Annotated in this window: 21 protein-coding genes; 14 read left to right on the top strand and 7 right to left on the bottom strand. The window is 73.0% G+C overall.

The window, feature by feature from the left end:
- Position 1 precedes the first annotated feature (1 nt).
- From TOK_RS26320 to cofC, 3 genes are all read right to left on the bottom strand, one after another.
- Entirely contained in the window at positions 2 to 931 is a 930-nt protein-coding gene (locus TOK_RS26320; protein ID WP_253258647.1) for an NUDIX hydrolase, read from the bottom strand.
- On the bottom strand, positions 928 to 3,399 hold the full coding sequence (locus TOK_RS26315) for an RNA degradosome polyphosphate kinase (RefSeq protein ID WP_098960641.1): 2,472 nt from the start codon (positions 3,397 to 3,399) through the stop codon (positions 928 to 930). Before TOK_RS26315 ends, TOK_RS26320 begins: the two co-directional genes overlap by 4 nt.
- Positions 3,400 to 3,527: 128 nt before the next feature.
- Positions 3,528 to 4,250 carry a 2-phospho-L-lactate guanylyltransferase gene (gene cofC / locus TOK_RS26310; RefSeq protein ID WP_098960640.1) on the bottom strand — a complete coding sequence of 241 codons (723 nt, stop codon included), beginning with the start codon at positions 4,248 to 4,250 and terminating at the stop codon, positions 3,528 to 3,530.
- Positions 4,251 to 4,333: 83 nt separating this feature from the next.
- Between cofC and TOK_RS26305 the strand changes: the two genes are divergently transcribed.
- Genes TOK_RS26305 through TOK_RS26295 form a run of 3 tightly spaced genes read left to right on the top strand, consistent with a single transcriptional unit; the run spans position 4,334 to position 7,139 of the window.
- Positions 4,334 to 5,047, top strand: a complete 714-nt coding sequence (locus tag TOK_RS26305; RefSeq protein WP_098960639.1) for a 1-acyl-sn-glycerol-3-phosphate acyltransferase — start codon at positions 4,334 to 4,336, stop codon at positions 5,045 to 5,047.
- Entirely contained in the window at positions 5,044 to 6,054 is a 1,011-nt protein-coding gene (locus TOK_RS26300) for an NAD(P)H-dependent glycerol-3-phosphate dehydrogenase (RefSeq protein ID WP_098960638.1), read from the top strand. The genes TOK_RS26305 and TOK_RS26300 overlap by 4 nt, the downstream gene beginning before the upstream one ends.
- Positions 6,051 to 7,139, top strand: coding sequence for a cystathionine gamma-lyase (locus tag TOK_RS26295; RefSeq protein ID WP_098960637.1), 1,089 nt, complete (start codon positions 6,051 to 6,053; stop codon positions 7,137 to 7,139). The genes TOK_RS26300 and TOK_RS26295 overlap by 4 nt, the downstream gene beginning before the upstream one ends.
- 84 nt (positions 7,140 to 7,223) lie before the next feature.
- Here the strand turns inward: TOK_RS26295 and TOK_RS32055 are convergent, their stop codons facing one another.
- Positions 7,224 to 7,775 carry a hypothetical protein gene (locus tag TOK_RS32055; RefSeq protein ID WP_141566563.1) on the bottom strand — a complete coding sequence of 184 codons (552 nt, stop codon included), beginning with the start codon at positions 7,773 to 7,775 and terminating at the stop codon, positions 7,224 to 7,226.
- A gap of 107 nt (positions 7,776 to 7,882) precedes the next feature.
- Complete coding sequence (locus TOK_RS26285; protein WP_098960635.1) at positions 7,883 to 8,098, bottom strand: hypothetical protein; 216 nt, start codon at positions 8,096 to 8,098, stop codon at positions 7,883 to 7,885.
- Between the two features lie 211 nt (positions 8,099 to 8,309).
- Between TOK_RS26285 and TOK_RS26280 the strand changes: the two genes are divergently transcribed.
- Positions 8,310 to 8,903, top strand: coding sequence for an HNH endonuclease (locus tag TOK_RS26280; protein WP_098960634.1), 594 nt, complete (start codon positions 8,310 to 8,312; stop codon positions 8,901 to 8,903).
- 104 nt (positions 8,904 to 9,007) lie between these two features.
- Here the strand turns inward: TOK_RS26280 and TOK_RS32050 are convergent, their stop codons facing one another.
- A complete protein-coding gene (locus TOK_RS32050) occupies positions 9,008 to 9,226 on the bottom strand; it encodes a hypothetical protein (RefSeq protein ID WP_141566562.1) in 219 nt (72 codons plus the stop codon).
- Positions 9,227 to 9,346: 120 nt separating this feature from the next.
- Here TOK_RS32050 and TOK_RS26275 point away from each other — a divergent pair, with 120 nt between their 5' ends.
- The 6 genes from TOK_RS26275 to TOK_RS26250 all read left to right on the top strand — a co-directional run bounded on the left by TOK_RS26275 (position 9,347) and on the right by TOK_RS26250 (position 17,138).
- The gene (locus TOK_RS26275; protein ID WP_253258646.1) at positions 9,347 to 10,744 is read left to right on the top strand and encodes a DUF2252 domain-containing protein; all 1,398 of its coding nucleotides are present in this window, start codon (positions 9,347 to 9,349) and stop codon (positions 10,742 to 10,744) included.
- A gap of 431 nt (positions 10,745 to 11,175) precedes the next feature.
- Positions 11,176 to 12,306: a phenylacetate--CoA ligase family protein gene (locus tag TOK_RS26270; protein ID WP_141566561.1), complete on the top strand. Its 1,131-nt coding sequence runs from the start codon at positions 11,176 to 11,178 to the stop codon at positions 12,304 to 12,306.
- 21 nt (positions 12,307 to 12,327) lie between these two features.
- Positions 12,328 to 12,540 (top strand): hypothetical protein, encoded by a 213-nt coding sequence (locus TOK_RS26265; protein ID WP_098960632.1) that lies wholly within the window; start codon positions 12,328 to 12,330, stop codon positions 12,538 to 12,540.
- Between the two features lie 226 nt (positions 12,541 to 12,766).
- Complete coding sequence (locus TOK_RS26260; protein ID WP_141566560.1) at positions 12,767 to 13,888, top strand: glycosyltransferase; 1,122 nt, start codon at positions 12,767 to 12,769, stop codon at positions 13,886 to 13,888.
- A 372-nt stretch (positions 13,889 to 14,260) separates the two neighbouring features.
- Positions 14,261 to 15,766 carry a sugar transferase gene (locus TOK_RS26255; protein ID WP_253258645.1) on the top strand — a complete coding sequence of 502 codons (1,506 nt, stop codon included), beginning with the start codon at positions 14,261 to 14,263 and terminating at the stop codon, positions 15,764 to 15,766.
- A gap of 25 nt (positions 15,767 to 15,791) precedes the next feature.
- The gene (locus TOK_RS26250) at positions 15,792 to 17,138 is read left to right on the top strand and encodes a glutamate-1-semialdehyde 2,1-aminomutase (RefSeq protein WP_253258644.1); all 1,347 of its coding nucleotides are present in this window, start codon (positions 15,792 to 15,794) and stop codon (positions 17,136 to 17,138) included.
- A 12-nt stretch (positions 17,139 to 17,150) separates the two neighbouring features.
- Here the strand turns inward: TOK_RS26250 and TOK_RS26245 are convergent, their stop codons facing one another.
- Positions 17,151 to 17,897, bottom strand: coding sequence for a GNAT family N-acetyltransferase (locus TOK_RS26245; protein ID WP_098960629.1), 747 nt, complete (start codon positions 17,895 to 17,897; stop codon positions 17,151 to 17,153).
- Positions 17,898 to 18,156: 259 nt separating this feature from the next.
- On the opposite strand from TOK_RS26245, the gene TOK_RS26240 reads away from it, so the two are divergent.
- From TOK_RS26240 to TOK_RS26225, 4 genes are read left to right on the top strand one after another with little or no spacing between them, the layout of a single operon-like run.
- Positions 18,157 to 19,812 carry a hypothetical protein gene (locus TOK_RS26240; RefSeq protein ID WP_141566559.1) on the top strand — a complete coding sequence of 552 codons (1,656 nt, stop codon included), beginning with the start codon at positions 18,157 to 18,159 and terminating at the stop codon, positions 19,810 to 19,812.
- Positions 19,809 to 21,272, top strand: coding sequence for an O-antigen ligase (locus tag TOK_RS26235; protein WP_098960627.1), 1,464 nt, complete (start codon positions 19,809 to 19,811; stop codon positions 21,270 to 21,272). The genes TOK_RS26240 and TOK_RS26235 overlap by 4 nt, the downstream gene beginning before the upstream one ends.
- Entirely contained in the window at positions 21,269 to 23,530 is a 2,262-nt protein-coding gene (locus tag TOK_RS26230; protein ID WP_098960626.1) for a glycosyltransferase, read from the top strand. Before TOK_RS26235 ends, TOK_RS26230 begins: the two co-directional genes overlap by 4 nt.
- The gene (locus tag TOK_RS26225; protein ID WP_098960625.1) at positions 23,527 to 24,798 is read left to right on the top strand and encodes a glycosyltransferase family 4 protein; all 1,272 of its coding nucleotides are present in this window, start codon (positions 23,527 to 23,529) and stop codon (positions 24,796 to 24,798) included. Before TOK_RS26230 ends, TOK_RS26225 begins: the two co-directional genes overlap by 4 nt.
- The last annotated feature ends 26 nt before the right edge of the window (positions 24,799 to 24,824 follow it).

Genomic DNA, 24,824 nt, shown 5'->3' with positions numbered 1-24,824 from the left:
CTCAGCCCGCCGGGTCGCGGTAGTAGTCCGCGCTCCGGGGGGTGAGGTCGGCGCCGAACCCGATCACCCACGTACTCGCCTTGCGCGTGGGGATCGCCGCGCCGCCGGGGCGTACCCGGTCGGCCAGCGGCGTCCCCGCGGTCAGGGTGTCGACGAGGTCGGGGATGACGCCGCCCTGGCTGCACAGCACCGTCACACCCGGCTGTGCGGCGATCTCGCGGACCCGCGTGGTCGCGGCGGCCGGGTCGTCGGCGTGCGCGATCTCGCCCAGCGCCGGTTCGTCGGCGAGGTCCACTCCGGTCTCGGTGGCCAGCGTCTGCACGGTCGCGCGGCACCGCACGGGTGGCGCGGACGCGACGCGGTCGGCCCCGAACAGCCGCAGGAACGGCGTGAGGCGGGAGACCTGGGCGCGGCCGGTGGCCGACAGCGGTCGGTCGAGGTCGTCGCCGTCCCAGCCGTTGCGGCTGCCGGCCTTGGCGTGGCGGACGAGGACCAGCGTCGAGACCGGGCGCGGGTACGCCGCGAAACGCCGCAGCACAGCCCGGTCGTGGTCGTAGGTGAGCAGGCCGGACGCGGCGGCGGGGGCGAGGAACCGCAGCTCGTCGGTCTCGTCGTTGGGCTCGAACTCGCCGCCGAGCGACTCGCCCGCCCAGTACCGGACGACCTTGGAGCCTTCGGCCACGTCGTAGCGGGTGTCGCCGAGGCGGCACCCGATCCGGATGCGGTGGCCGGTCTCCTCGAGCACCTCGCGGACGGCCGCGGCGGCGAGGTGCTCGCCGCGGTCGAGCTTGCCCTTGGGCAGGGACCAGTCGTCGTAGCGCGGGCGGTGGACGAGGCCGACCTCCGGCCCGAGCGGCCCGGCCCGCCACAGCACGGCGCCGGCGGCCAGTACGTCGACCCCGAGGGCCCCGGCGAGGTCGGTGCGGGTCACTCGGTCTCGACGATCGCGGCGGCGGCGTGCCGGGCCATCATCTCGGCCTGGTGGTCGCGCACCCGGTCGATGTCGGAGCCCGGCGGCGGCGACGGCTCCCAGCTGCCGTCGGCCTGCAGGGTCCAGCAGCGGGTGGCCGGGTCGAGGCAGGACTCGAACAGCTCGGTGAGCTGGCCGGCCAGCCGCGGCTCGGCGACGCGCAGCAGCACCTCGACGCGGCGGTCGAGGTTGCGGTGCATCATGTCCGCGCTGCCGATCCAGTACTCCTCGGCGGCACCGAAGTGGAAGATCCGCGAGTGCTCGAGGAAGCGGCCGAGGATCGAGCGGACCCGGATGTTCTCCGACATGCCCTCGCGTCCGGGGCGGATCGCGCAGATGCCGCGGACGACGACGTCGACGGGGACGCCCGCCTGTGAGGCGCGGTAGAGCGCGTCGATGACCTGCTCGTCGACGAGGGAGTTGACCTTGATCCGGACGCAGGCCCTGGTGTCGCCCTCGCGGAAGGCCTCGATCTCGTCCTCGATGCGCCGCACGATGCCGCGCCGCACGCCGTAGGGGGCGACGAGCAGGCTGCGGTAGGACGTCTGCCGGGAGTAGCCGGTGAGGGTGTTGAACAGGTCGGTGAGGTCGGCGCCGATCGTGGGGTCGGCGGTGAGCACACCGATGTCCTCGTAGAGCCGGGCGGTCTTGGGGTGGTAGTTGCCGGTGCCGATGTGGCAGTAGCGCCGGATCTGCGAACCCTCCTGGCGCACCACCAGCGACGTCTTGCAGTGGGTCTTGAGGCCGACGAGGCCGTAGACGACGTGCACGCCCGCCTTCTCCAGCTCGCGGGCCCAGCGGATGTTGGCCTGCTCGTCGAACCGCGCCTTGATCTCGACGAGCGCGACGACCTGCTTGCCCGCGGCCGCGGCGTCGACGAGCGCGTCGACGATCGGGGAGTCGCCCGAGGTGCGGTAGAGGGTCTGCTTGATCGCCAGCACGTCGGGGTCGGCGGCGGCCTGCTCGATGAACCGCTGCACGCTGGTGGAGAACGAGTCGTACGGGTGGTGGACGAGCACGTCGCCCTCGCGCAGCGTCGCGAAGATGCTGCGCGGGGTCTCGCGCTCGGCGAAGGCGGGGTGGGTGGCGGGGCGGAACGTCTCGTCCTTGAGGTCGGGCCGGTCGACGCCGTAGACCTCCCACAGGCACGTGAGGTCGAGCAGGCCGGGCACCGTCACGACGTCGCCGGGGTCGACGTCGAGCTCGCGCAGCAGCAGCTCCAGCACGTGGTCGCTCATGGTGTCGACGACCTCGAGCCGCACCGGCGGCCCGAACCGGCGGCGGGCGAGCTCGCGTTCGAGGGCCTGCAGGAGGTCCTCGTCGCGGTCCTCCTCGACCTCGAGGTCGGCGTTGCGGGTGACGCGGAAGGCGTGCACCTCGGCGACGTCCATGCCGGTGAACAGCTTGCCCAGGTGGGCGCCGATCAGGTCCTCGATGGGCAGGAACGTGACGCCGCGCTCGTCGTCGCCCGCGTCGCGGGTGACGCGGACGAGCCGCGGCACGTTGTTGGGCACCTTGACGCGGGCGAACCGCTCGGTGCGGCCCTCGGGGTCGCGGACGGTGACGGCGAGGTTGAGCGAGAGCCCCGAGATGTAGGGGAAGGGGTGGGCGGGGTCGACCGCGAGCGGGGTGAGCACGGGGAAGACCTGGTCGGTGAAGTAGTCCGACAGGCGCTCGCGCTGGTCGTCGGAGAGGTCGGTCCAGCGGCGGATGTGGATGCCGTACTCGCCGAGCTCGGGGCGCACCTCGTCGAGGAAGACGCGGGCGTGGGCCTCGGAGAGGACCTGGCTGCGGGCGGTGATGCGGCCGAGCTGCTCGCGGGGGGTGAGCCCGTCGGCGCTGCGGACGGCGAGGCCGGTCTCGTCGCGGCGCTTCAGCCCGGCGACGCGGACCATGTAGAACTCGTCGAGGTTCGACGCGAAGATCGCCAGGAACTTGGCCCGTTCGAGCAGCGGCTGGCTGGGGTCCTCGGCGAGGGCGAGGACGCGGGAGTTGAAGTCCAGCCAGGACAGCTCGCGGTTGAGGTAGCGGTCCTCGGGCAGCGGTGGCGCGGCCGACGTGGCCGGGGCCGTGGTCGGCGCGGGTGGCCCGATGGGCGCGGCGCCGGGTGCGGGCGGGGTGGTCGCGGTGGTCGACGCGGCCTCCGGGGGCGCCGCGGGAGTCACGGTCGCGGGTTCGGGGGCGGTGGTGCGGGTCGACGACGTGGTGGCGGTGGCGGCCGTGGACCGCCGGGCGGCGGCGCGCGTCCGGGTGGCCGGGGCAGCGCTGGACGCGGCGGCGGAGCGGTCGGACGTGGCCGCGACCCTCCTGCTCGACGGCCGCGGCGCACGCCGGCCGGTACGACGGGTACGCGCGGGGGTGCCGGACGCGTCGTCGGCGCCTGCCTGTCCGGCCTCGGCCTGGTCCGGGTTCCGTGCGTCGTCACTCACGGCGGAGATTCTTCCCCAATCGACGCCCTGCGCCTCGCGCAGGCACGTGGCATCCGAGTGAACTCTGGGCAACGTGATGACGACGCAGTCGTCGCGGAGCGTTGCGGCGCAAGGGTCTCACGCCGGAGTCAGGCGCCGCGGGCGACGACGGGCAGCGCGGCCGCGGTGTGCGGGCCGACGCCGAGGGCGACGGCGTGGCGCAGGTCGGCCGGAGTGTCGACGTCGCGGCGCAGGCCCGGCAGCGCTGCGCCGACGGGAACCGCCCCCGCCGCGGCGTGCCGGGACGCCGATCCGGGCCCGAACGCCGGGGCCAGCGCGGTGCCGGGGGCGGCGAGCAACAGCGTCGTCCCGTCACCGGGAGTGTCGGCACAGAAGGCGGCGACGGCGCCGTCGGCGAACCGGGCGACGGCCTCGGCGAGGGCGGCGCGCAGCTCGTCGGGGCGCAACGCGGGCAGGTCGGCCTGCAGGGCCCCGACGGTCGACGACGGGTCCTCACCCCGCAGGACGGCCGCCCCGTGCGCCAGTGCGGCGTTGAGGCCCGGCGCCGGGCCCTCGGGCAGCACCTGGAGCAGCGCGTTGTCGCCGCCGTCACCCATGCTGTCGATCACGGCGGGTGTGGTCACGGCGGCGATCCGCCCGACGGCGGCCGCGACGTCCGGATCCGAGCTGACGACGAGCAGCCTGCGCACCCCCGACCGGCGGGCGGCGCCCAGCGTGTCCAGCAGCAGCGCGAGCGTCAGCTGCCCGTGGGCGCCCGGATCCCCGGCGCCGCCGTCGGCCGCGCCGCGCAGCCGCGACTTGGCCGCCGACAGCCCTTTGACGGGCACGACGAGATCGACCGGCGATGGCACCCCACCATCGTGCAACACCCGCGGGTGGACCCGCGGCGCCCGTCCCGGAAGACTCACCCGGAGATCGTGGACGGGAGGCGTGGGTGAGGCGTGAGAAGGGTGGCTTCTGGGTCGGGTTCGCGGCGGCGGTCTTCCACCCGCTCGCCTTCCTGACCGGGGGCAAGCGTTACGAGGGCCGCGACCGGCTGCCGAGACCGGGCACGGGTGGCGCTCTCGTCGTGGCCAACCACATCTCCTATCTGGACCCGGTGCACACGTCGCTGTGGGTGTACTCGTCGCGGCGGGTCCCGCGGTTCCTGGCCAAGGCCAGCCTGTGGAAGGTCCCGGTCCTCGGGCGGGTGCTGCTCTCGACCGGGCAGATCCCGGTCTACCGCGAGTCGGTCGACGCGCAGAACAGCCTGCGCGAGGGTGAGGAGGCGTTGCGGGCCGGCAGGATCGTCGTCATCTACCCCGAGGGCACGATCAGCCGCGACCCCGACGGCTGGCCGATGCACGCGCGCACCGGGGTGGCCCGGCTCGCGCTGGGCGCCGACGTGCCGGTGATCCCGTTGGTGCACTGGGGGACCCGTGAGGTCTACGACCACTACGGCAAGCGGTTCCGGCCGCTGCCGCGCCGCGAGATCGTCGTGCGCGCAGGCGATCCGGTGGACCTGTCCGACTACCGCGGCCGCCCGATCGACGCCGCCCTGCTGCGTGAGGTGACCGACCTGCTGATGGTCAGGGTGCGAGACCTGCTCGCCGACGTCCGGGGCGAGGCCGCGCCGGCCGAGTTCTTCCGCAAGGGCGGTGCAGTGTGAGCCACGCGGTGCAGCGCGTCGCGGTGCTGGGAGCCGGGTCGTGGGGGACCGCGTTCGGCAAGGTCCTCGCCGACGCCGGCCGCGACGTGACGCTGTGGGCGCGCCGCCCCGAGGTCGCCGACGCCGTCAACGAGACCCGTGCCAATCCCGGCTACCTGCCCGGCGTGGAGCTCCCGTCCCGGCTGTCGGCCACGACCAATGCGGCGGCCGCGCTCGACGGCGCCGACGTCGTCGTACTGGCCGTCCCGTCGCAGACACTGCGCGGCAACCTGTCCGGCTGGGCAGGTCTGCTGCCGCCGGGGCGCACGCTCGTCAGCCTGGCCAAGGGGATCGAGCTGGGGACGCTCAAGCGGATGAGCGAGGTCGTCGCCGAGGTCGCCAACGTGTCGCCCGAGCAGGTCGCCGTCGTGTCGGGGCCCAACCTGGCCCGGGAGATCGCGGGGGAGGAGCCGACGGCCACCGTCATCGCCTGTACCGACCACGACCGTGCCGTCGCCCTGCAGAACGCCTGCACGACCGACTACTTCCGCTCCTACACCAACACCGACGTCGTCGGCTGCGAGCTGGGCGGGGCGGGCAAGAACGTCATCGCGCTGGCCGTCGGCATCGCGGCGGGGATGGGGCTGGGGGACAACAGCCGGGCGTCGGTGATCACCCGCGGGCTCGCGGAGATCTCGCGGCTCGGCGCGGTGCTCGGTGCCGACCCGATGACGTTCGCGGGCCTCGCCGGGCTGGGCGACCTCGTCGCCACGTGTTCGTCGCCCCTGTCGCGCAACCGGACGTTCGGGGAGCGCCTCGGTCGCGGGGAGAGCCTCGCGAAGGCCGAGGAGGCCAACCACGGGCAGGTCGCCGAGGGCGTGAAGTCGTGCTCGTCGATCTGCGAGCTGGGTGCGCGCCACGGTGTCGAGCTGCCGATCGCCGACGCCGTGCGCCGCGTCTGCCACGAGGGACTGTCCGCGTCGGCGATGGCCAAGGAGCTGATCACCCGGGCGCCGAAGCCGGAATGACGGAGCTGGGTGACGGGACGCGCTGCGTCCACGGCGGCGGGCCCGCGCCCGGCGTCGGGGAGCCGCTGCACCCGGGCCCGGTGCTGTCGTCGACGTTCGAGCTGGGCCTGCCGGGCGACCCGGCCGGCGCCGACTTCTACGGCCGCGCCGGCAACCCCACGTGGCGGGTGCTGGAGTCCGCGATCGGCGGGCTCGAGGGCGGGGACTGCACGCTGTTCGCGTCGGGCATGGCGGCGACCGCCGCGGTCCTGCTCTCCTGCGCACGCGGAGGGGAGGTCGTCCTGCCCTCCGACGGCTACTACCTGGCCCGCGCGCTGGCCGCCGACCTCGGCCTGCCGGTGCGCCTCGTGCCGACGACCCTGGCCGCGGAGGCGCCGATGCACGACGTGGCCCTGGTCCTGCTGGAGACGCCGTCGAACCCCGGGCTCGACGTCTGCGACATCGTCGTCGTCGCCGCCCGCGCGCACGCCGCAGGGGCGCTGGTGGCCGTCGACAACACGACCGCGACGCCGCTGGGGCAGCGACCGCTGGAGCTGGGCGCCGATCTCGTCGTCGCGAGCGACACGAAGGCGCTGGCCGGGCACGGCGACGTCGTCCTCGGCCACGTGACCACGGCCGACCCGGCGCTCGCCGCGCGGCTGCGCGACACCCGCACCCGGGGCGGGGCCGTCCCGGGGCCGATGGAGGTGTGGCTCGCGCACCGCGGGCTCGGCACGCTGGACCTGCGGCTGGAACGCCAGGCGGCCAACGCCCGCGCGCTCGCCACGGCGTTGCGGGGGCATCCGGCGGTGCGTGACGTCCGCTGGCCGGGGCTGGCCGACGATCCCGCGCACGCGGTCGCGGCGCGCCAGATGCGCCGGTGGAACGGCGTCCTGCGGTTCACCCTGCGCGACCCGGCCGCTGTCGGGGCGTTCCTGGCGGCCTCGCGGTTCGTCGAGTCGGCGACGAGCTTCGGCGGGCTGCGCACCTCAGCCGACCGGCGGGAGCGTTGGGGTGACGACGTGGCGTCGGGGCTCGTGCGGCTCTCCGCGGGCTGCGAGGACACCGCGGATCTGGTCGAGGACGTGCTCGCGGCGCTGGACTGATCTGGGGATCAGCTCTCCGGCCCCGGTGCCGCGCCACCACCCTCGCCGACGCTGCCGACCGGTGCCTGTCCACCACCACCATCGTCAGGAGCTCATCACCGCGGCGAAGCGGGCGGAGACGGCGGGACTCGACGACATCTCGATCCACGGCGCCTTCGGCTGGATCCTGTCAAACGCTGCGGGCTGCTGCTCGACGAGCTGCGTGACATCGCCGCCGAGATCCTCGACAAGGAGATGATCGGCTACCTGGACCTGGCGCTGTGGGGTTCCCGCCAGATCGTCCAGGACGGGACGTTCCGCGGGAGGACCATGCTCAGCGTGTTCGCGGAGCTGCCGCGCAAGGGCGTCCGGCTGGGTGTGGGGGGCAAGGTCCACAGCGCCGAGCGATGCGGAGAGCTGATGGACGAGGGCAGCGACGTCGTGCTGATCGCCCGGGCCGGCATCCTCGAGCGGGACTTCCCGCGCCTCGTCGCGAAGAACCACCGGCACGAGAGCCCGCGGACCCCGGTTCCGGCGCAGTTCCTGCGCCCGGGCGGGCTGAGCGAGCGCATGATCGACCACATGCGGGGACGGCGTACCTCGTCCAGCGTGGCACCCCGTGAACTGTTCCGGGGAGTCCCGGTAGGTCGCCGTCACGAGGTGTCCGTCGGCCCTCTCCGCGGCCGAGCACCGCGGAGGGGGCGATGACGGGTTCGTGGACGGCAGGCCTGGCCAGAGGGCGGGTGCCCGGGCCGGCGGGCAGGTCAGGACGCGGACTGGAGCAGGTGCACGTCGCGCCACGAGACGCGCATGCCGTGGGCCTCGCCGAGACGGCCGGCGATGAACGAACGGGCCTCGTCCTCGGTGCGGCTGCCCTCGAGACGGAACGTCCCGCACAGCAGCTCCCCGTCCGACGCCTCGACCACGTAGTCCACGTAGCCGACAGCTGTGGGACGGACCCCGATCCGACCGAGCTTCATGAAAGAAGGTTCGCGCTTCAAGGACCCCACGTTACAAGACACTCCATGTGTCGCGGGCCACACCCAGGCAACCGATCTTGAACGACCGCTCGGCGGCATGCTCCGTGCGTTCGTCGCCATCGTCCGGCCACCTGTGGGACACGTCGAGATCACAGTCGCGCCGAGCACCCTCCGTATGGTCGACTAGGTGCGACGAGCGGGAGGTGGTCGCGTGCCCCATCGACAACCCGACCCCATCGACGCCCACCCCGATCCAGGGGAGGTGTCGCGGATCGCGCCGAGCCCGGGCGTGGTCCCAGCGGGGTCCAGGGTGCTCCTGCTGAACGCCAGTTTCGAACCACTGGCGGTCGTCACGGCGAAGCGCGCGATCGTGCTGATGCTCAGTGGCAAGGCGGAGTGCGTGGAGGCCGTCCTCGACGGCGCGGCCTTCCACTCGGAGAACCTCACCGTCCCGGCTCCCTCGGTGATGCGTCTCTCGCGCTATGTGCGCGTTCCCTACCGGCGTGCGGTGCCGATGACCCGCTCCGGTGTCCTGCGACGTGACAACCGGCGCTGTGCCTACTGCGGCACCCGCGCCGACACGATCGACCACGTGATCCCCCGCAGTCGCGGCGGAGCGCACTCGTGGGACAACTGTGTCGCGGCCTGCCGCGCCTGCAACTCGCGCAAGGCCGACCGGCTGCTCGAGGAGCTCGGCTGGACCCTGCCCGTCCCCCCGGCTCCTCCGCCGCGTGCCGGGGGGATCCTGGTGATGGCCGTGGAACCTCACCCCACCTGGGAGCCCTGGCTGTCTGCCGCCGCGTAGGAAAGTCGACGACCCGGCTGCGCGACTCTCTCGACCCGATGCCGCGTGCGATGCACCGTGAGCGGTGGGGCCGCCTTCTGCAGACGCTGCAGGTCGTGCGGGTGTCACGTCGCGATCAGCGCGAGGACGAGCTGCTCGACGTTCGGGTCGAGGCCGGGGAGACGTTCACCGTGACGAGGAACGGCCGACCGGTCGCAGACATCGTTCCGCACGGACAGCCGCCGCGTCGTCGGATCACGCTCGCCGAGGCGCGCGAGCTCTTCGCCCTCGTCAAGGGCGAGGCGCTGATCGTCAGCGCGATCACGCTCGGCGAGCTGGCGCACCGCTGGTCGACGTCATCCCGATCGCCTGAAGGCTCCCCCACGTGGGTGGCGGCAGGCGGCGCCACTGCGACGATGATCGCGACGCCCATCGTCCGATCCGTTCGTCGCCAGGAGTCCGTTGTGCCGATCCCGCAGGGTCATGCCGTGCTCGGTGAGGGCGCCCCACCCGTCGACCGGGCCGCGTTCGGTGCGCTGTCACGCCCGGCCGTGCCGCGGGCCGAGCGGACGGCGATCGGGCGGTCGCTGCGCCAGGCGACCCCACGCAGCGCGTTGGGGGAGTGGACGGCGTCGCCGGACCGGGTCGACGTCCTCACGCATCTCGCGAGGGCACACAAGGGCCGGGTGTCGGAGCTGGTGCGGGTGCGGCTGGAGCGGATGGCCGCCTCGCCCTACGGGTTCCTGCGGGGTGCCGCGGGGATCAACGCCGCCGACTTCGCGACGTTGCCCGCCACCGGTATCCAGCCCGTCATCTGCGGCGACGCGCATCTGGGGAACTTCGGCTTCTACGCGTCCCCCGAGCGCGACCTGGTGTTCGACCTCAACGACTTCGACGAGGCCCACCCCGGCGCCTGGGAGTGGGACCTGCGCCGGCTCGTCGCGAGCACGTGGGTGGCGGGCAGGTGTGCCGGCGCGTCGGAGCAGGATTGTGAGCACGCCGTGTACCGATGCGTGCGCGCCTACCGTCGCAACCTTCGACGCCTGGCCGAGGAACCGTTGCTCGCCCGCTCCTACGAGCGCATCGACGCCGACACCATGCACCGCTACGTCAGCGGCCGGTCGAGCCGTGAGGCCGTCCGCCAGGCCGCCGACCGCGCTCGACGCCGCACCAGCGACCGGGCGCTGCCGCGGTTCACCACCGACCAGGGCGGGGTGCGCCGCATCGTCACCGAGCCGCCCCTGATCACCCGGCCGGCGCCCGCGGAGTACGAGGCGCTGCTCGCGGGCCTCGACCAGTACGTGACGACGCTGCCCGCGCACTGGGCGCGCGTCGTCGGCGGATATCACGTCGTCGACATCGCCCACAAGGTCGTCGGGGTGGGCTCCGTGGGGCTGCGGGCCTACCTGGCGCTGTGCGAGGGGTCGACGCCCGGCGACGTGCTGTTCCTGCAGCTCAAGGAGGCCCGCCGGTCGGTGGTGGCGTCGTTCGTCCACGGCGACTCGGCCTGGCACGCCCACCAGGGGCAGCGGGTCGTGGAGTACCAGCAGGCGTTGCAGACGGTGTCGGACCCGCTGCTGGGCTGGACGACCGTCGGCGAGCGGCAGTTCTACGTCCGGCAGTTCCGGGACATGAAGGGCGCGATCGTCCTCGACGGTATCGACGCCGCCGCCCTCGCCGACTACGCCGCCGTCTGCGGGCTGATGCTGGCCAAGGGGCACGCACGGACCAGCGGCGCGTCGATGATCGCGGGGTACTGCGGGCACGGCGACAACCTGGAGCGCGCGCTCTGCGCGTTTGCGCGCTGCTACGCCGACCAGACCGAGGCCGACCACGAGGTCGTCCGCCGCTCGATCGGCTGAGCGGGGTGGGTGGGCCGTCGCGTCGTGGGCGAATCCCGGGGCGGGGCCGCACGATGTCGCGGTGGCGGAGAGGCGAGTGCCGGGGCGGCCCCACCTCCCCGCGCCCGTTCCGCTCGTCTACATGTGCACGGGCGACATCTGCCGCTCGCCGAGGTCCTGACCGCAGCCCGTCGTTTGATGCCTGCGACGCCCTTTCGTCGGTTTCATCCCTGAGAATTCGAACCGGAACGCTGGCCTGGCGACGGTTTCGCGGTGATGATTTCTCGATGAATCGGATTCGGCCCGTCGGGCTGTTTCCCGGAGCCCTGCCGGGAGGACGAGATGGCATCGCCGAGACAGTTCTCGATGTTGCTCGGTCCGGCCCGTTCGGAGCCGATCGGCCAGGTCGGGCACCGGCCGCGAGGTGACGGTCCCGCCGAGGTGCGGTGGGCATGCCCGCTCTCACCTGGGCGGATGCACGCAGTGCCCGGGAAGTCACGGTGAGTTCGTCGGTACGGGCCGCGGCCGAGGCCGGCCGTCGCACGTTGGCTGCGCCCATTCGGCGGAATCTGCAACGATTGTGGTCGTGCAGTGACGACGAGCTACGCGCCCGCGAATTCATTGGCCTCCGAAAGACATTTCGAAACGCTCGTGATCTCGAGGGATACCGGGCGATCCGTCCCGATCTTGTCTCTGCCGAATCCGGTAGAGATGTCCGATTGATCCTCGAATGTCTGCCTCGGCTCGAAAAGTCTGACATCGTCGGACGCGAGCGCGCCTACCAACGGCGGCTGCCCGGCCTCGACGCCACGACCAGCGGCACGACCGGCACCCCTCTCGCACTGCGCCGCTCCGTGGGCAGCGTCCTCGTCGAGGAGGCGTGGATCAGTCACCACCGCGGATGGGCGGGCCACCGGCCCGGCGACGTCACCGCGGTGATGCGCGGCGAGGTCGTCGCCGACGCCACCGACGCCGCCGCCTACCGCTACGTCCCGGCGCGACGCACCCTGCTGCTGTCCTCGTACCACGTCAGCGAGCGCGCGGTCGCCGGTTACCTCGACGCCCTGCGCACGCACCGGGTGAAATGGCTGGCGGCATACCCGTCGTCGATCGCCTCGCTCACCGCCGTCGCACTCGCCCGCGGGCTGGCGCTGCCGCCCCTCACGGCGATCTTCACCTCGTCGGAGACACTCGCACCGCAGACGCGAGAGGCGATCGAATCGGCATGGGGATGCCGCATCTGGGACCACTACGGCCACGCGGAGCGGACCGTCGCCGCGATGGAGTGCGAAGAACGGCGCTACCACCTGGTGCCGGGGTACGGGATCGTCGAGCAGGTCGACGACGGGTTGCTCACCACGAACCTGACCAACTCCCTGATGCCGCTGCTGCGCTACCGGGTGACCGACACCGTCGAAGGGTGGGACACCGGACGTTGCGCCTGCGGCCGCGCCGGACGGCACTTCGCGACGGTCGCGGGGCGGATGGAAGACGTCGTGATCGGGGAGGGCGGCCGCCGGATCGGCCGGCTCGACTTCGTGTTCAAGGGCGTCGAGGGTGTGCTTGCAGGGCAGATCTGCTAGGAGACCGACGGGTCGATCGAGGTGCGGGTCGTCCCGCGCGGGAACGTCGTCGACCGGGTGGAGCTCGTCGAGCTGCTGCGGCGGAAGACACTCGAACGGGTCGGTGCCGTGGAGGTGCGTGTCGAGGTCGTCTCCGAGCTGGAGCGCTCGAGGACAGGAAAGACCCCCTTCATCCTCCAGCGGATGACGGTCCCGCGGCTGCGGGCCGTGCCGGTGGGCGACGTCGAGAGGTGACGGCCTGGTCGCCCCGCGGCCGTCGCGGTCCGAGTACCGGTTCTCCTGTGGTCGACGAGGGCCGGGGCTCAGCGGTGCAGGTCCCGATCGGGCTCTGCACGCCGGGAGGGGAGTCCATGACCGCGCGCAGGCCGTGACGGCGGAGCCGGCTCGGTAACACTTCGCGGTCGTCGACGGACCCATCCAGGGACGCGGTACCGGCCGCGCGCGAGAGGAAGGCGGTCACGTGAGCAGGGTGAGAGCACTCTTCGTCGCGCCGAACCTCGAGGTCGGCGGAGCCGAGCGGCAGTGGAGCGTCCTGCTCCCGATGCTGGCGGCCCACGACGTGGAGCCCGTCGTCCTCACCCTCGACGGCCGGGGCCCCTTCTACGACGAGATCCGCGACGCGGGCATCGAGACCCACTGCGCGGGCTGGACCTCGCGCCGCGACGTCCTCGGGCTGGCCCGGTTCGTGCGGGCCGCGGGGATCCGCGCCGACGTACTGGTGGCCCGTGGCCTGAGCGCGCACACGGCGTCGAACCACCTGTCACGCACGATGCGGGTGCCCTACGTCGTCACCGAGCACACCTTCTACGACCTGATGCCCCACGACCGTCGCCGCGCCGCCATGCTGCGGCTGCTCTGCCGGCGCGCCGACAGGGTCGTCGCGCTGACGTCGCGGCAGGTCCCCGGACTGATCCGGCAGGGCTACCGGGCCGACCGCGTCGTGACGATCCCCAACGGTGTGGGGCTCGCGGCCGCCGTCGCCGACTCCGACCGCGACCGGCTCCGCGCGGAGCTCGCGCCGGACGGCGAGGTACTCGTCACGCTCGTCGCCGCGTTGCGCCCGGAGAAGCGGGTCGCCGACTTCGTCGACATGATCGCGGCCGCGAACGACGGCGGGGTCCGGGTGCGGGGGGCCGTCGCGGGCGGCGGGCCGGCCCTCGACGAGCTGCGCGCCCGCGCGGCCGCGGCGGGCGGGTCAGTGACGCTCCTCGGTCACGTCGCCGACGTCCCCGCGCTGTGGGCGGCGTCCGACATCGCCTGCCTGACCAGTGAGTCCGAGGTGCTGTCGATGAGCCTGCTCGAGGCGATGTCGCACGGGCTCCCGCTGGTCGCCACCGATGTGGGTGGCAACGGCGATCTCTGCGTCGAGGGTGTCAACGGGTTCCTGGCCGGCGTCGGGGACGTGCAGGCGCTGGCGGGTGCGGTCGGGAAGCTTGCGGCCGACGCTGGTCTGCGTGCGGAGATGGGTGCCGCGAGCGCGCGGGCCCGGGCGACGCGCTTCTCCGCCGACACGATGGCGGCGTCGTTCGCCTCTCTCCTCGCCGACGTCTCGGCCCGGCGCTCCCGCATCGCCCGCCGCTGAGACGTCGCCACTCGGGACAGGCGGGTCGCTGTCCGTGTACGGATGGCCACCGACGTCGCCGATCCGCCCGTTCGAGCAGTTCCCGACCGTCCTCACACGAGGCTCGCAGGCCTCGCCGCACCTCGTCGACGCCAGAAGTGCAGCACCTGATATAACGCAGTGTAATCAAATGGCGTCGTGCGGTGCGTCTGAAAGAGGGTACAGCCGTAGAGCCATTAGGCTGAACGGGATTCTCACGTTCGAAGATGGTGACGCGTCGTAACAGTCGTACGGGGCGGGACGAGTCATCTGGCAGAACGGCCAGACGGACCCCGGCTGTCCGACGTGGGCACCCCGACCAGTGAGGCAGACGCAGTGACGTTCGATGTGGGAGTGAGCGGGTCCGGAGCGGGACTCGACCCGCAGCGGATTCCGCGGTGCAGGGCGCCCGAGTCGCCGGCACCGCACCGCGACCCGCTGCCCGGCGGCGCCGACGCGATGCGCTGGGAGCGGCACTACGTCGCGGCGGTCGTCGGCAACGACCTTGTCGTCCTCGTCGTCGCCGTCGTCGTCGGCCACCTGCTCGGCTACGGCACGACCGTCCCGCGGCTCGGTGAGGTCTCGCCCCTCGTCGGGATCGCCGCGGCCGTCCTCGTCCTCATCTCCCTGCTCGCCTTCCGCGCCTGGGAGCCCCGCATCCTCGGCAAGGGCTCGGAGGAGTTCAGCAGGCTGATCCGCGGGTTCGTCATCGGGGCGGTCGCGATCGGACTCGTCGGTCTCGCGACCGAGTCCCTCGCCGCCCGCCCCTGGGCGTTCGGCCTCATCCCCGCCGCGGCCCTCCTCGCGGCGCTCGGCCGTTTCGCGCTGCGCAAGAACCTGCACCGGCTGCGTGGTCTCGGCCGGTGCACCCTGCCCGTCCTGGCGGTCGGGGACGCCGAGGCGCTGGTCGACCTCATCGCGCGGACCCGCCGCGACCCCTCCCAGGGGTGGGTCGTGACCGGGGTCTGCACCCAGACCGGAACCGGCACCGGCGGCACGGACGACGTGCTCGGCGTTCCGGTGGTCGGCGACCTCGACTCGGTCACGACGGCGGTCGCGCTCGGCCGGCACCGGATCGTCGCCGTCGTCCCGACCCCGGGCTGGACCCCGGTCCGGTTGCGACACCTGGCGTGGAACCTCGAGGACACCGGTGCCGAGCTGGTCGTCGACCCCGGTCTGATGGAGGTCGCAGGCCCGCGCCTGCACGTGCAGCCGGTCGACGGGCTCCCGCTCCTGCGACTCACCAAGCCCACGTTCAACGGCGTGTCCTGGCTGATCAAGCACCTCGTCGACCGCGTCGGCGCGCTGCTGCTGATCGTGCTGACGCTGCCCGTCCTGGTCGCCGCGGCGATCGCCGTGAAGCTCGACGGCGGGCCGGTCCTGTTCCGGCAGCAGCGCGTGGGCAGGCACGGGCGCGAGTTCGCGATGCTCAAGTTCCGCTCGATGGTCGTCGACGCCGAGTCGCGCCTCACCGAGCTCACCGACACCCACGACGGGGCCGGGCTGCTGTTCAAGCTGCGCGAGGACCCGCGGGTGACCCGGGCCGGCCGCGTGCTGCGTCGCTACTCCGTCGACGAGCTGCCGCAGCTGTTCAACGTGCTCGCTGGTCGGATGTCGCTCGTCGGACCCCGCCCGCCTCTGCCCAGCGAGGTGGCCCGCTACGAACGCGACGCCGCCCGCAAGCTGCTGGTCAAACCCGGCCTGACCGGGTTGTGGCAGGTCAGCGGCCGCAGCGACCTGTCGTGGGAGGAGTCGGTCCGGCTCGACCTGCGCTACGTCGAGAACTGGAACCTCGCGCTCGACGCGCTCATCCTGTGGAAGACTCTCGGCGCCGTCACCAAGGGTGCCGGTGCGTACTGACCAGTAGCGGCCGACAGTGATGAGCGTGTTCGACATTCCCTTCACCCGCTCCACCGAGCTCCAGACGCGACTGCACGATCTCGTCCCCGGCGGCGCCCACACGATGGCGAAGGCGTCGGACCAGTACCCGGTGGGCATGGCGCCCGTGCTCGTCCGCGGCAAGGGCGCGCGGGTCTGGGACGTCGACGGCAACGAGTTCGTCGAGTACGGCATGGGTATGCGGGCGGTGACCCTCGGGCACGGCTACGAGCCCGTCGTGGAGGCCGTGCGCGCCACGCTGTCCGACGGTGTGTCGTTCACCCGGCCCACCGAGATCGAGCTGCTCGCGGCCGAGGACTTCCTCTCGGTGGTGCCCGGCGCGGACATGGTCAAGTTCACCAAGAACGCCTCGGACGCAACGTCGACGGCGGTGCGGCTGGCCCGTGCCGCGACCGGTCGCGACCTCGTGGCCTACTGCCACGACCAGCCGTTCTTCAGCGGGCAGGACTGGTTCGTCGCGACGCTGCCGATGAATGCCGGCGTGCCACGCTCGGCCCACGACCTGTTGCGCGGCTTCGCCTTCAACGACCTCCCCGGCTTGGAGGCCCTGCTCGACGAGGAAGGCCGGCGCATCGCGTGCGTCGTGCTCGAGGCCGCGACCGCCACGGCCGAGCCGGCGCCGGGCTACCTCGAGGGCGTGCGCGCCCTGTGCGACCGCCACGGCGTCGTGCTGGTGTTCGACGAGACGATCACCGGTTTCCGCTGGGCGCTCGGGGGAGCGCAGGCCGTCTACGGGGTCGTCCCGGACCTCTCCGCGTGGGGCAAGGCGATGGGCAACGGCTTCTCGGTGTCGGCGCTCGCCGGTCGCCGGGAGCTCATGGAGCTGGGTGGGCTGCGGGCCCCGGCGGACCGGGTGTTCGTGCTGTCGAGCACGCACGGCGCGGAGACGACCGGCCTCGCCGCGTTCCGCGCCGTCGTCCGCGCCTACCGGGAGACCGACCCGATCAGGGCGATGGAACGGCAGGGCGCCGCGCTGGCCGCCGGTGTGACCGAGGTCGTCGCGCGGGCAGGTCTCGCCGACCACGTCTCGGTCGTCGGCCGTCCGTCGTGCGCGGTGTTCCGTACGTGCGACGCGGACGGGCGGCCGTCGCAGGTCATGCGCACGCTGTTCCTCGACGGGCTGCTCCGCGGTGGTGTGCTCGGGCAGTCCTTCGTCGTCTCCGCCGCCCACACCGACTGCGATGTCACCCAGACGGTCGAGGCCGTCGAGAGCCTGCTGGGGCGCTACCGGCGTGCGCTGGAGAGCGGCCGTCCGGAGGACCACCTGAGGGGTGCCCCGGTCGCGCCCGGGCATCGCGCCCGCGCCGAGCCTCGCAGGCTCGACCCGCGCTGACGCGGGGTGGGGTCAGCCGCCCGCGGTGACGGTCCTCCGGGACGACACTGCAGTCGTGGCGGTCCAGCGCCGCAGGACCGCTGCGGCGAACCCGCCCTCGGGCCGGTCGTCGGTGGTGAGCGCGTAGAGGTCGTGGTCGCGGCGTTCCCCGCCGACGTCCATGTAGCCGGGGACGCGCATCTCCGGCCGGAAGCCCAGGCGCCGCGCGGCGCGGCCGGCGGCGAGGTTGGTCGTCGCGATCGGTGCCGTGATCCGGCGCAGGCCGAGCTCGTCGGCGACGTGGTCGAAGCCCATCGCGGGGGCGAGTTCGAAGACGCCGGTGCGCAGCAGGGCCGGGTCGAACCAGACCCCGGCCTCGGTGGTGCCGGTGCCTCGGTCGATCGCGGTGAACACGACCTCGCCCGCGAAGCGCCCGTCCACCTCCGCCACGAACGGCAGGGCCCGGCCGGCGCGGGCGAGGCCGCGCATCATCAGCACGGTCGAGACCCAGGACTCGACGGAATGCCGTGCGTCCCAGGGGGTCCCCGCAGTAGCCCAGAACCGCTCGATCCGGGCCTGCTCGCGCAGCCGGACGGCCCGCCACTGCTCGGCGTCGTCCAGCCGCGGCCGGCGCAACAGGACGGCGTGCCCGCCGAGGTGCATCGGCCCGGCGGTGGCGCCCCACAGGGACCGGGACTCGCGCCGGACCGCGCGTCCCGCCGCCCGGCGCAGCGGCCGCAGATGGAAGCGAGCGACCTCCGCGGCGACCCGGACGTCCATCGTGCTCCTCAAGGTTCCTTGTCCCGGCGAAGCCGCGACTCGTCACACAGAGTCGGATTCTGCGAGGTTTGCGTTACTCCGTTCGAGATAACAATGCTTCGGTGTCGAGAATATCGCCACCGCAGGTAACGATCTCCGGCCCAAGGCGAGCAACAGAGTAAAGGAAGGGCGCCTGAGAGCCTGCCTCGTACCCGAGGCCGACGACTGCGCGTCGCGACGGAACCCGGGTGTCGCCGGGTCGTGTACGAGAGGGTCTCCGATGACGCCGCTACGGGCTCATGGCGAACGGATTCGCAGGCGGGCATGGCTCGTCCTGCTCATCACGCTGATCGCCGTTGCGGGTTCGGTGTGGTCGTCGCTGAACGCGGGCACCACCTACACCGCACGCGCGACGCTGGGGATCAGCTCGACCGGGCGCTCTCCCGACCAGGACGCGGTCCTCGCCTCCGGCTACATCGACATGTTCAACGACGCGTCGTACCTGTCGCAGGTCCGCGAGCAGTCCTCGGCGCCCGCCGGCGTGACGCTCGCCGCCCGCACCGCCGCCGCGAGCCCGATCATCTACATCGAGGCCTCCGGGAAGAACGCCGACGACGTCGCCCGGCTCGCACCCGCCGCCGCGTCCGCGTTCCGCGACGACGTCAACGCAGGCCTCAAGCGTGACCGCGACGCCCGCGTCGACACCATCCAGCAGGAGATCGACAAGCAGACCGCGATCCTCTCGACCCGCGACACCACCCCGCAGGCCGCCGATCTCGCGACGCGCGCCATCACCGACCTGCAGGGCCGCATCAACGACATCCAGTCCGACAGCAGCAACCAGCTCCAGGACCTCCAGCTCGCCAGCGGCGTCTCCGCCAGCGCCTCAGGGCTCGTGACCAGCGCGGGTCTCGCGCTCGTCGGTGGTCTCATCCTCGGCTGCCTCGCCGCGATCGGGCTCGCCTACGCGCGCAACCGTGTCGAGACCGAGAGCGACGTCCGCGACCGGCTCGGCGTCACCCCGCTCGGCACGATCGCCACCGGTCGCTCCGTGCGCGCCCGCCACGAGCGCACCCAGCAGTACAAGCGGCTGTCCAACCTCGTCGCGTCCTCGCCCAAGCGTCCGATCGTCGTCGCCGTCGTCTCCGCCACCCGCAACGCCGGCACGACCGACGTCGCGACCGCGCTCGCCCGGTTCCGGGCCGCGCAGGGGGAGCGAACCCTGCTCGTGCACACCGATCCGCTCGCCTCGTCGGTCGACGACGCCGCGCTGCCGGGAGTCGTCGACGTCCTCGCCTCCGCACCGCCCGCACTCCTCGACGATGCGATCGTCGCGGGCCGCGACGGCGCGTTCGACGAGCTGCCCGCCGGCTGCCGCGAGGACGACCCGTTCGCCGTCTTCACCGCGCCCCGGTGGAACGCCGTGATGGAAGCGGCCACGTCTCGGGTCGACGTCGTCGTCGTCGCCGTCGTACCGCTCCTCGAGGCGGCCGAGGGGCAGACCATCTGCGCCGCCGCCGACACCACCGTCCTCGTCGTGGAGAAGGACGGGACCCACCTGCGCGACGCCCGCGCCGCGCTGGACCTGCTGGCGCAGGTCGACGTCGATCCGCTCGGGGTCGTGCTGGTGGGTCCGCCCCACTCCGACGGCCGCCCTGCCGACCCTGCGGCGACGAACGACTCGACCGGTGGGATCACCGGCGGCAACCGTGCGGTGACGAGTGGTGACACGGTCGCCGAACCGGCGGCCGAGGACCGCGCCGCGACCGACGCGGCCGCCAACATGACCGCCGACACCGTCCGGGTGCAGGCGGTCACCCCGACTCAGCGATCGCGGGTCGAGGCACCGGCCGACCTCGCCGTCGACCCGGGTGCCGGCAGGGCCGCCGACACCGGGCGTCGCACCCAGCCGGAAGACGCCGGCGTGCGCCGATGAACCGGTTGACGATCGCCGTCGTCGCGACGGTGGTCATCCTCGTCGCCGCGATCGGGGTCGTTGCACCCGACCGTGGCGGCCTGCTCATCCTGGCCGCCGGGGTCGGCGCCGCGCTGTGCGCCGGCGGCCTCGGCAACCCGGTGCTCGCGATCGTGCTGTTCCTGGTCTCACAGTTCTTCAGGCTCGCCCTGACCGGCAAGTTCCCCGTCGACCTGCTCCTGCCCGCCTTCGTCGGGGTGATCCTCGCGATCTGCCTCGGCGTCGCGCTGCGCCGCGTCCGCATCCCGCGGTTCGGCCTCGTCGAGTACGCGATGATCGCCTACGTCCTGTGGAACGTCGGGTCCGCGATCGCCCCGCACCAGTACGAGGCCGTCGTCCCCCTGATCAGCCAGACGGTCCCGGTCACGCGCTTCATCCTCATCGCGGTCGTCATGCCGTTCGTGCTCTACGTCGTGGCCCGCACCGTGGTGGTCACCGAGGCCGCGATCCGCGCCGTCATGTGGCTCGTCCTCGCCCTCGCCGCCTACTCGGTCGCCGTCAGCCACATGCAGTTCTACGGTCCGACGGCGCTCGTGTGGCCGAGCTACATCGTCACCAGCCCCGGCTGGGAGGGCCGCGCCGTCGGCGTGTTCAACCAGCCCGTCGTCAACGGCCTCGTGCTCGTCCTGGGCTTCTGCGCCGCGCTGTTCATGGTCTCCCACGTCATGCGCCGCACGACGAAGGTGGCGCTCGTGCTGCTCGCGGCCGGCTGCGGGTACGGGGTCTTCCTCACCCACACCCGCGCGATCTGGCTGGCGTTCGCCGTGATCCTCGTCGTCGGCATCGTCATGCCGACCCGGTCCCGTGCCGGCTACCTGCTGACGTTCGGCGTCTGCGCCGTCGCCATCGCAGCGAACTGGTCGACGTTCATCTCCTCCGACCGCGCCGACGGCGGCGTCGGATCGGCCAACGAGGTCGACGACCGGCTCAACATCATCGAGACGTCGCTGTGGGCGATCCGGGAGAAGCCCGTCTTCGGCTGGGGCATCGCGCGCTTCTCCGTCGTCAACACCTACCACCACCAGCAGTGGTCGAGCGACATCCCGTGGCTGCGGGGCTACGGGCTGTCCTCGCACCTCAACGAGCTGGGCATCGCCGCCGAGCTGGGGCTGCCGGGCCTCGCGCTGTGGCTGCTCGTCAACGTCGCGCTGATGGTCGGGATCGTCCGGGCCTGGCGCAGGCTGCCCGTCGACGGGCTGACCGGCCGCGGCCTGGTCCTGGTCGCGGGCGGCGCCTACCTGACCCTCGTCATCGCGGGGATCACCGTCGACCTCCGCTTCTACGACTACCCGATCACGATCGTCATGGTCCTGCTCGGCGCGGTGGCCGGTATCGCCGACCGCATCACCGGTCCACCCCGAGGGGCGGTGCCGACGCCCGTCGCCACACGTCGGCGGGAACTCCAGGAGGCTGTCGCATGACCCGCTCCCGACCCCGTGTGCTGTGGGTCTCGACGTCGCCGGAGACCCGCGGCGGAATCGGCGCCTACGTCCGTACGATGCGGTCCACCACGCTCTGGCGCGACTGGGACGTCCGGCACGTCACCACCCACCGCGACGGCAGCACCGCCGCCCGGATCGCCACCTTCGGCACCGGGCTCGTCCGGGTGTGCGCGGCCCTGGTGCGCCGGCCGGCCGCCGTGCACCTGCACACCGCCTCCTACGGCAGCTTCGTCCGCAAGGCGTCGCTGACCTGGATCGCGCGTGCCGCGCGCGTCCCCGTCGTCCTGCACGTCCACGGCGGAGAGTTCGTCAGGTTCCACGACCGCTGCCCGGCGCCTGCCCGCGCGGTCATCCGCGCCACGCTGCACACCGCCGACACTGTCGTCGCGCTCGGCGACCGCTGGGCCGCCCGGCTCGGCGAGGTCGCACCGCGCGCCCGGATCCTGGTGGTGCCCAACGCCGTCCGGATCCCCGAGCAGCCGAGCCGGACCGCCGGAACCGGCGGCGTGCACGTCGTCGCCGTCGGCGACGTCAGCGACGCCAAGGGCACCTTCGTGCTCCTCGACGCGTGGGCGAAGCTCACCGCGGAGCTGCCGCCCGCCACGGCCCGGCTCACGATCGCCGGTGCCGGCGAGGTCGACCGTGCCCGTGCCGCCGTCACCGAGCTCGGCATCGGCGACAGCGTCGAGGTCACCGACTGGATCCGGCCCGGAGCCGTTGCCGACCTGCTCGCGTCCGCGGCCGTCCTCGCGCTGCCCTCACGGGCGGAGGGCCAGCCGATGGCGGTGCTCGAGGCGATGGCCCACGGGCTCGCCGTCGTCGCCACCGACGTCGGCGGCATCCCCGACCTGGTCGGCCCCGAACAGGGGATACTCGTCCCGCGCGACGACCGGGAGGCCCTCACCGACGCGCTGCGCGACGTCGTCACCGACGACGCCCGTCGCACCGCGATGGGCGCGGCCGCGCTCGCCGCCGTCCGCGACCGTTTCGACGTCGACGTCGTCGTCGCTCGCCTCGACGCCCTCTACCGCCGGGTGACCGGCCGCGAGCCCACCGTTCGCGCCGCCGCCGCGCCGTCCCGGCCGCTGGTCCTCACCGTCGTCCTGGACCGGACCGGTTTCGGCGGCGCCGAGATCGTGCTGCTCGAGACGGTGCGCCACCTCGACCCGGCCCGGGTCCGCGCGCGGTTGGTCTGCCTGCGCGACGGGGGCGCCCTCGCCGACGACTTCCGTGCCGCCGGGGCCGAGGTCGAGGTCCTCGAACGCAACGGGCGCTACGATCTGAGCACCCTCCCGAAGCTCGTCTCGGGCCTGCGCAGATCGGGTACCGACGCGGTCCTCGTCACCCACCACCACCGGGCGTCGCTGCTGCTGGGCCGCATCGCCGCGCGGCTGACCGGCGCCGTGAGCCTCGTCGCCGTCCACAACATGGACCTCGTCGCCCAGGGCGGCCGCTGCCTCCCGCGCTCCACCGTCGAGACCCTCGCGCTCTCCCAGGCGCTCGTCCTGCTCTCGCAGAGCCAGGGCGAGTACCTGCACCGCGAGGAGGGTGTCGGGTCGCGGCCGTGGCGCCGCACCCGGGAGGCCGTGGTGCGCAACGGCATCACCATCGGTCCCGCCCCGACCGCAGCCGACCGGGCGTGGGCCCGCGCCGAGCTCGGCCTCGGCGACGACGACGAGGTCGTCATGATCGTCGCCCGGCTCTACCCGGAGAAGGCCCACGAGGTCCTGTTCGCAGCGATCGCCGAGCTGCTCCCGTCCCGGCCCCGGCTGCGGCTGGTCGTCGTCGGTGACGGGGCCCGCCGCCCCGAGCTGGAGGCCCTCGCCGGGCGACTCGGTATCGCGGGCATCACCACCTTCACCGGAGTCCGGCGCGACGTGCGCAAGCTCCTCCCGGCCATCGACGTCTCGGCGCTGAGCTCGACGCACGAGGCCGCACCGCTCGTCCTGCTCGAGGCGATGGCCGCGGCGAAGCCGATCGTGTCCACCGACTGCGGGGCGGTCGCCGACCTCGTGTCCGACGGGACGGACGGCCATCTCGTCCCGATCGGCGACCACATCGCGATGGCGGACCGGATCGGGCGAATCCTCGCCGACCCCGTCCTGCGCGACGCCATGGGGGCCGCCGCCTATGACCACGCGGTGCGCGAGCACCGCATCGAGACCACCGCCGACGACCTCACCGCGCTGGTGGAGGACCTGTCGGGTGACCCACGACCGCGGGAGCACATGCGATGAACCGACCCCGGGTACTGATCCTCGTCGAGAACCTGTCCGTCCCCTTCGACCGCCGCGTGTGGCAGGAGAGCCGCGCCCTCACCGAGGCCGGCTACGACGTCACCGTCATCTGCCCGCAGGGGACCAAGCAGGACAAGGAGCGTGAGGCCACGATCGACGGCGTCCGCATCCTGCGCTACCCGCTCGAGGCCGCCACCGGCGGACCGGCCGGCTACGTGCGTGAGTACGGGTCGGCGATGTGGCACACCCTGCGGTTGGCGCTCAAGGTCCGCCGCGAGGCCCCCGTCGCGGTCGTGCAGGCCTGCAACCCGCCCGACCTGCTGTTCCTCGTCGCGCTCGCGCTCAAGCCCGGCGGCGCCCGGTTCGTCTTCGACCACCACGACCTGGTTCCCGAGCTGTTCCTGTCGCGGTTCGCCGACGGCGGCGGGGGAGTCGCGGGCCGGGCCCTCATGCGCGGCGTGCGGGTGTTCGAGCGGCTCACCTTCCGCAGCGCCGACGCCGTCATCTCCACCAACGAGAGCTACCGCCGGATCGCGATCGAACGCGGTGGCAAGCGCCCCGAGGACGTCGTCGTCGTCCGCAGCGCACCCGACCTCTCCCGGTTCGTCCGCCGCGAGCCCGACCCCGCCCTGCGCAACGGCCGTCGTCACCTCGTCGCCTACCTCGGCGTCATGGGACCGCAGGACGGCGTCGACTACGCACTTCGGGCGCTGGCCCACCTGCGCGACGAGTTCGGCCGCGACGACGTGCACGCGATCTTCATGGGCTCCGGCGACGCCTTCGACGACATGGTCGCCCTGCGCGACGAGCTCGGGCTGGCCGACCGCGTCGAGTTCACCGGTCGGGTCCCGGACGAGTTCGTGCAGCGCTGCCTGTCGACCGCCGACGTGTGCCTCTCGCCGGACCCGCGCAACCCGCTCAACGACGTGTCGACGATGAACAAGGTCGTCGAGTACATGGCGATGGGCAAGCCGCTCGTGTCGTTCGACCTGATCGAGGCCGAGGTGTCGGCGGGCGACGCGGCGGCCTACGCACCGGCCAACGACGAGAAGGCGTTCGCCGCCCACGTCGACGCCCTGCTCGACGACCCGCAACGTCGCGCGACGATGGGCGCCCTCGGTCGTGAACGGGTCGAACGGGAGCTGTCCTGGTCGACCTCGGCCCGCAACCTGCTCGGCGTCTACGCACGCGTCGCGCCGCTGCCCCGCACGACCGCCGCCGCCGACCTCCGCGTCGCCGAGTCGGTCGAGTCAGCGGTCGGCGCGTAGGAGTATCGCCCCGTCGCCGGCGGGGA

The sequence above is a fragment of the Pseudonocardia sp. N23 genome, assembly GCF_002583555.1.
GTDB lineage: Bacteria > Actinomycetota > Actinomycetes > Mycobacteriales > Pseudonocardiaceae > Pseudonocardia.
This window is presented reverse-complemented; position numbering and strand designations above follow the sequence as displayed.

Bases quoted from the DNA above. Each gene is read 5' to 3' on its own strand.
- TOK_RS26295 (WP_098960637.1), top strand. From the start codon at position 6,051: ATGACGGAGCTGGGTGACGGGACGCGCTGCGTCCACGGCGGCGGGCCC.
- TOK_RS26285 (WP_098960635.1), bottom strand. From the start codon at position 8,098: ATGAAGCTCGGTCGGATCGGGGTCCGTCCCACAGCTGTCGGCTACGTG.
- TOK_RS26270 (WP_141566561.1), top strand. From the start codon at position 11,176: ATGCCCGCTCTCACCTGGGCGGATGCACGCAGTGCCCGGGAAGTCACG.
- TOK_RS26245 (WP_098960629.1), bottom strand. From the start codon at position 17,897: ATGGACGTCCGGGTCGCCGCGGAGGTCGCTCGCTTCCATCTGCGGCCG.
- TOK_RS26240 (WP_141566559.1), top strand. From the start codon at position 18,157: ATGACGCCGCTACGGGCTCATGGCGAACGGATTCGCAGGCGGGCATGG.
- TOK_RS26235 (WP_098960627.1), top strand. From the start codon at position 19,809: ATGAACCGGTTGACGATCGCCGTCGTCGCGACGGTGGTCATCCTCGTC.
- TOK_RS26230 (WP_098960626.1), top strand. From the start codon at position 21,269: ATGACCCGCTCCCGACCCCGTGTGCTGTGGGTCTCGACGTCGCCGGAG.
- TOK_RS26225 (WP_098960625.1), top strand. From the start codon at position 23,527: ATGAACCGACCCCGGGTACTGATCCTCGTCGAGAACCTGTCCGTCCCC.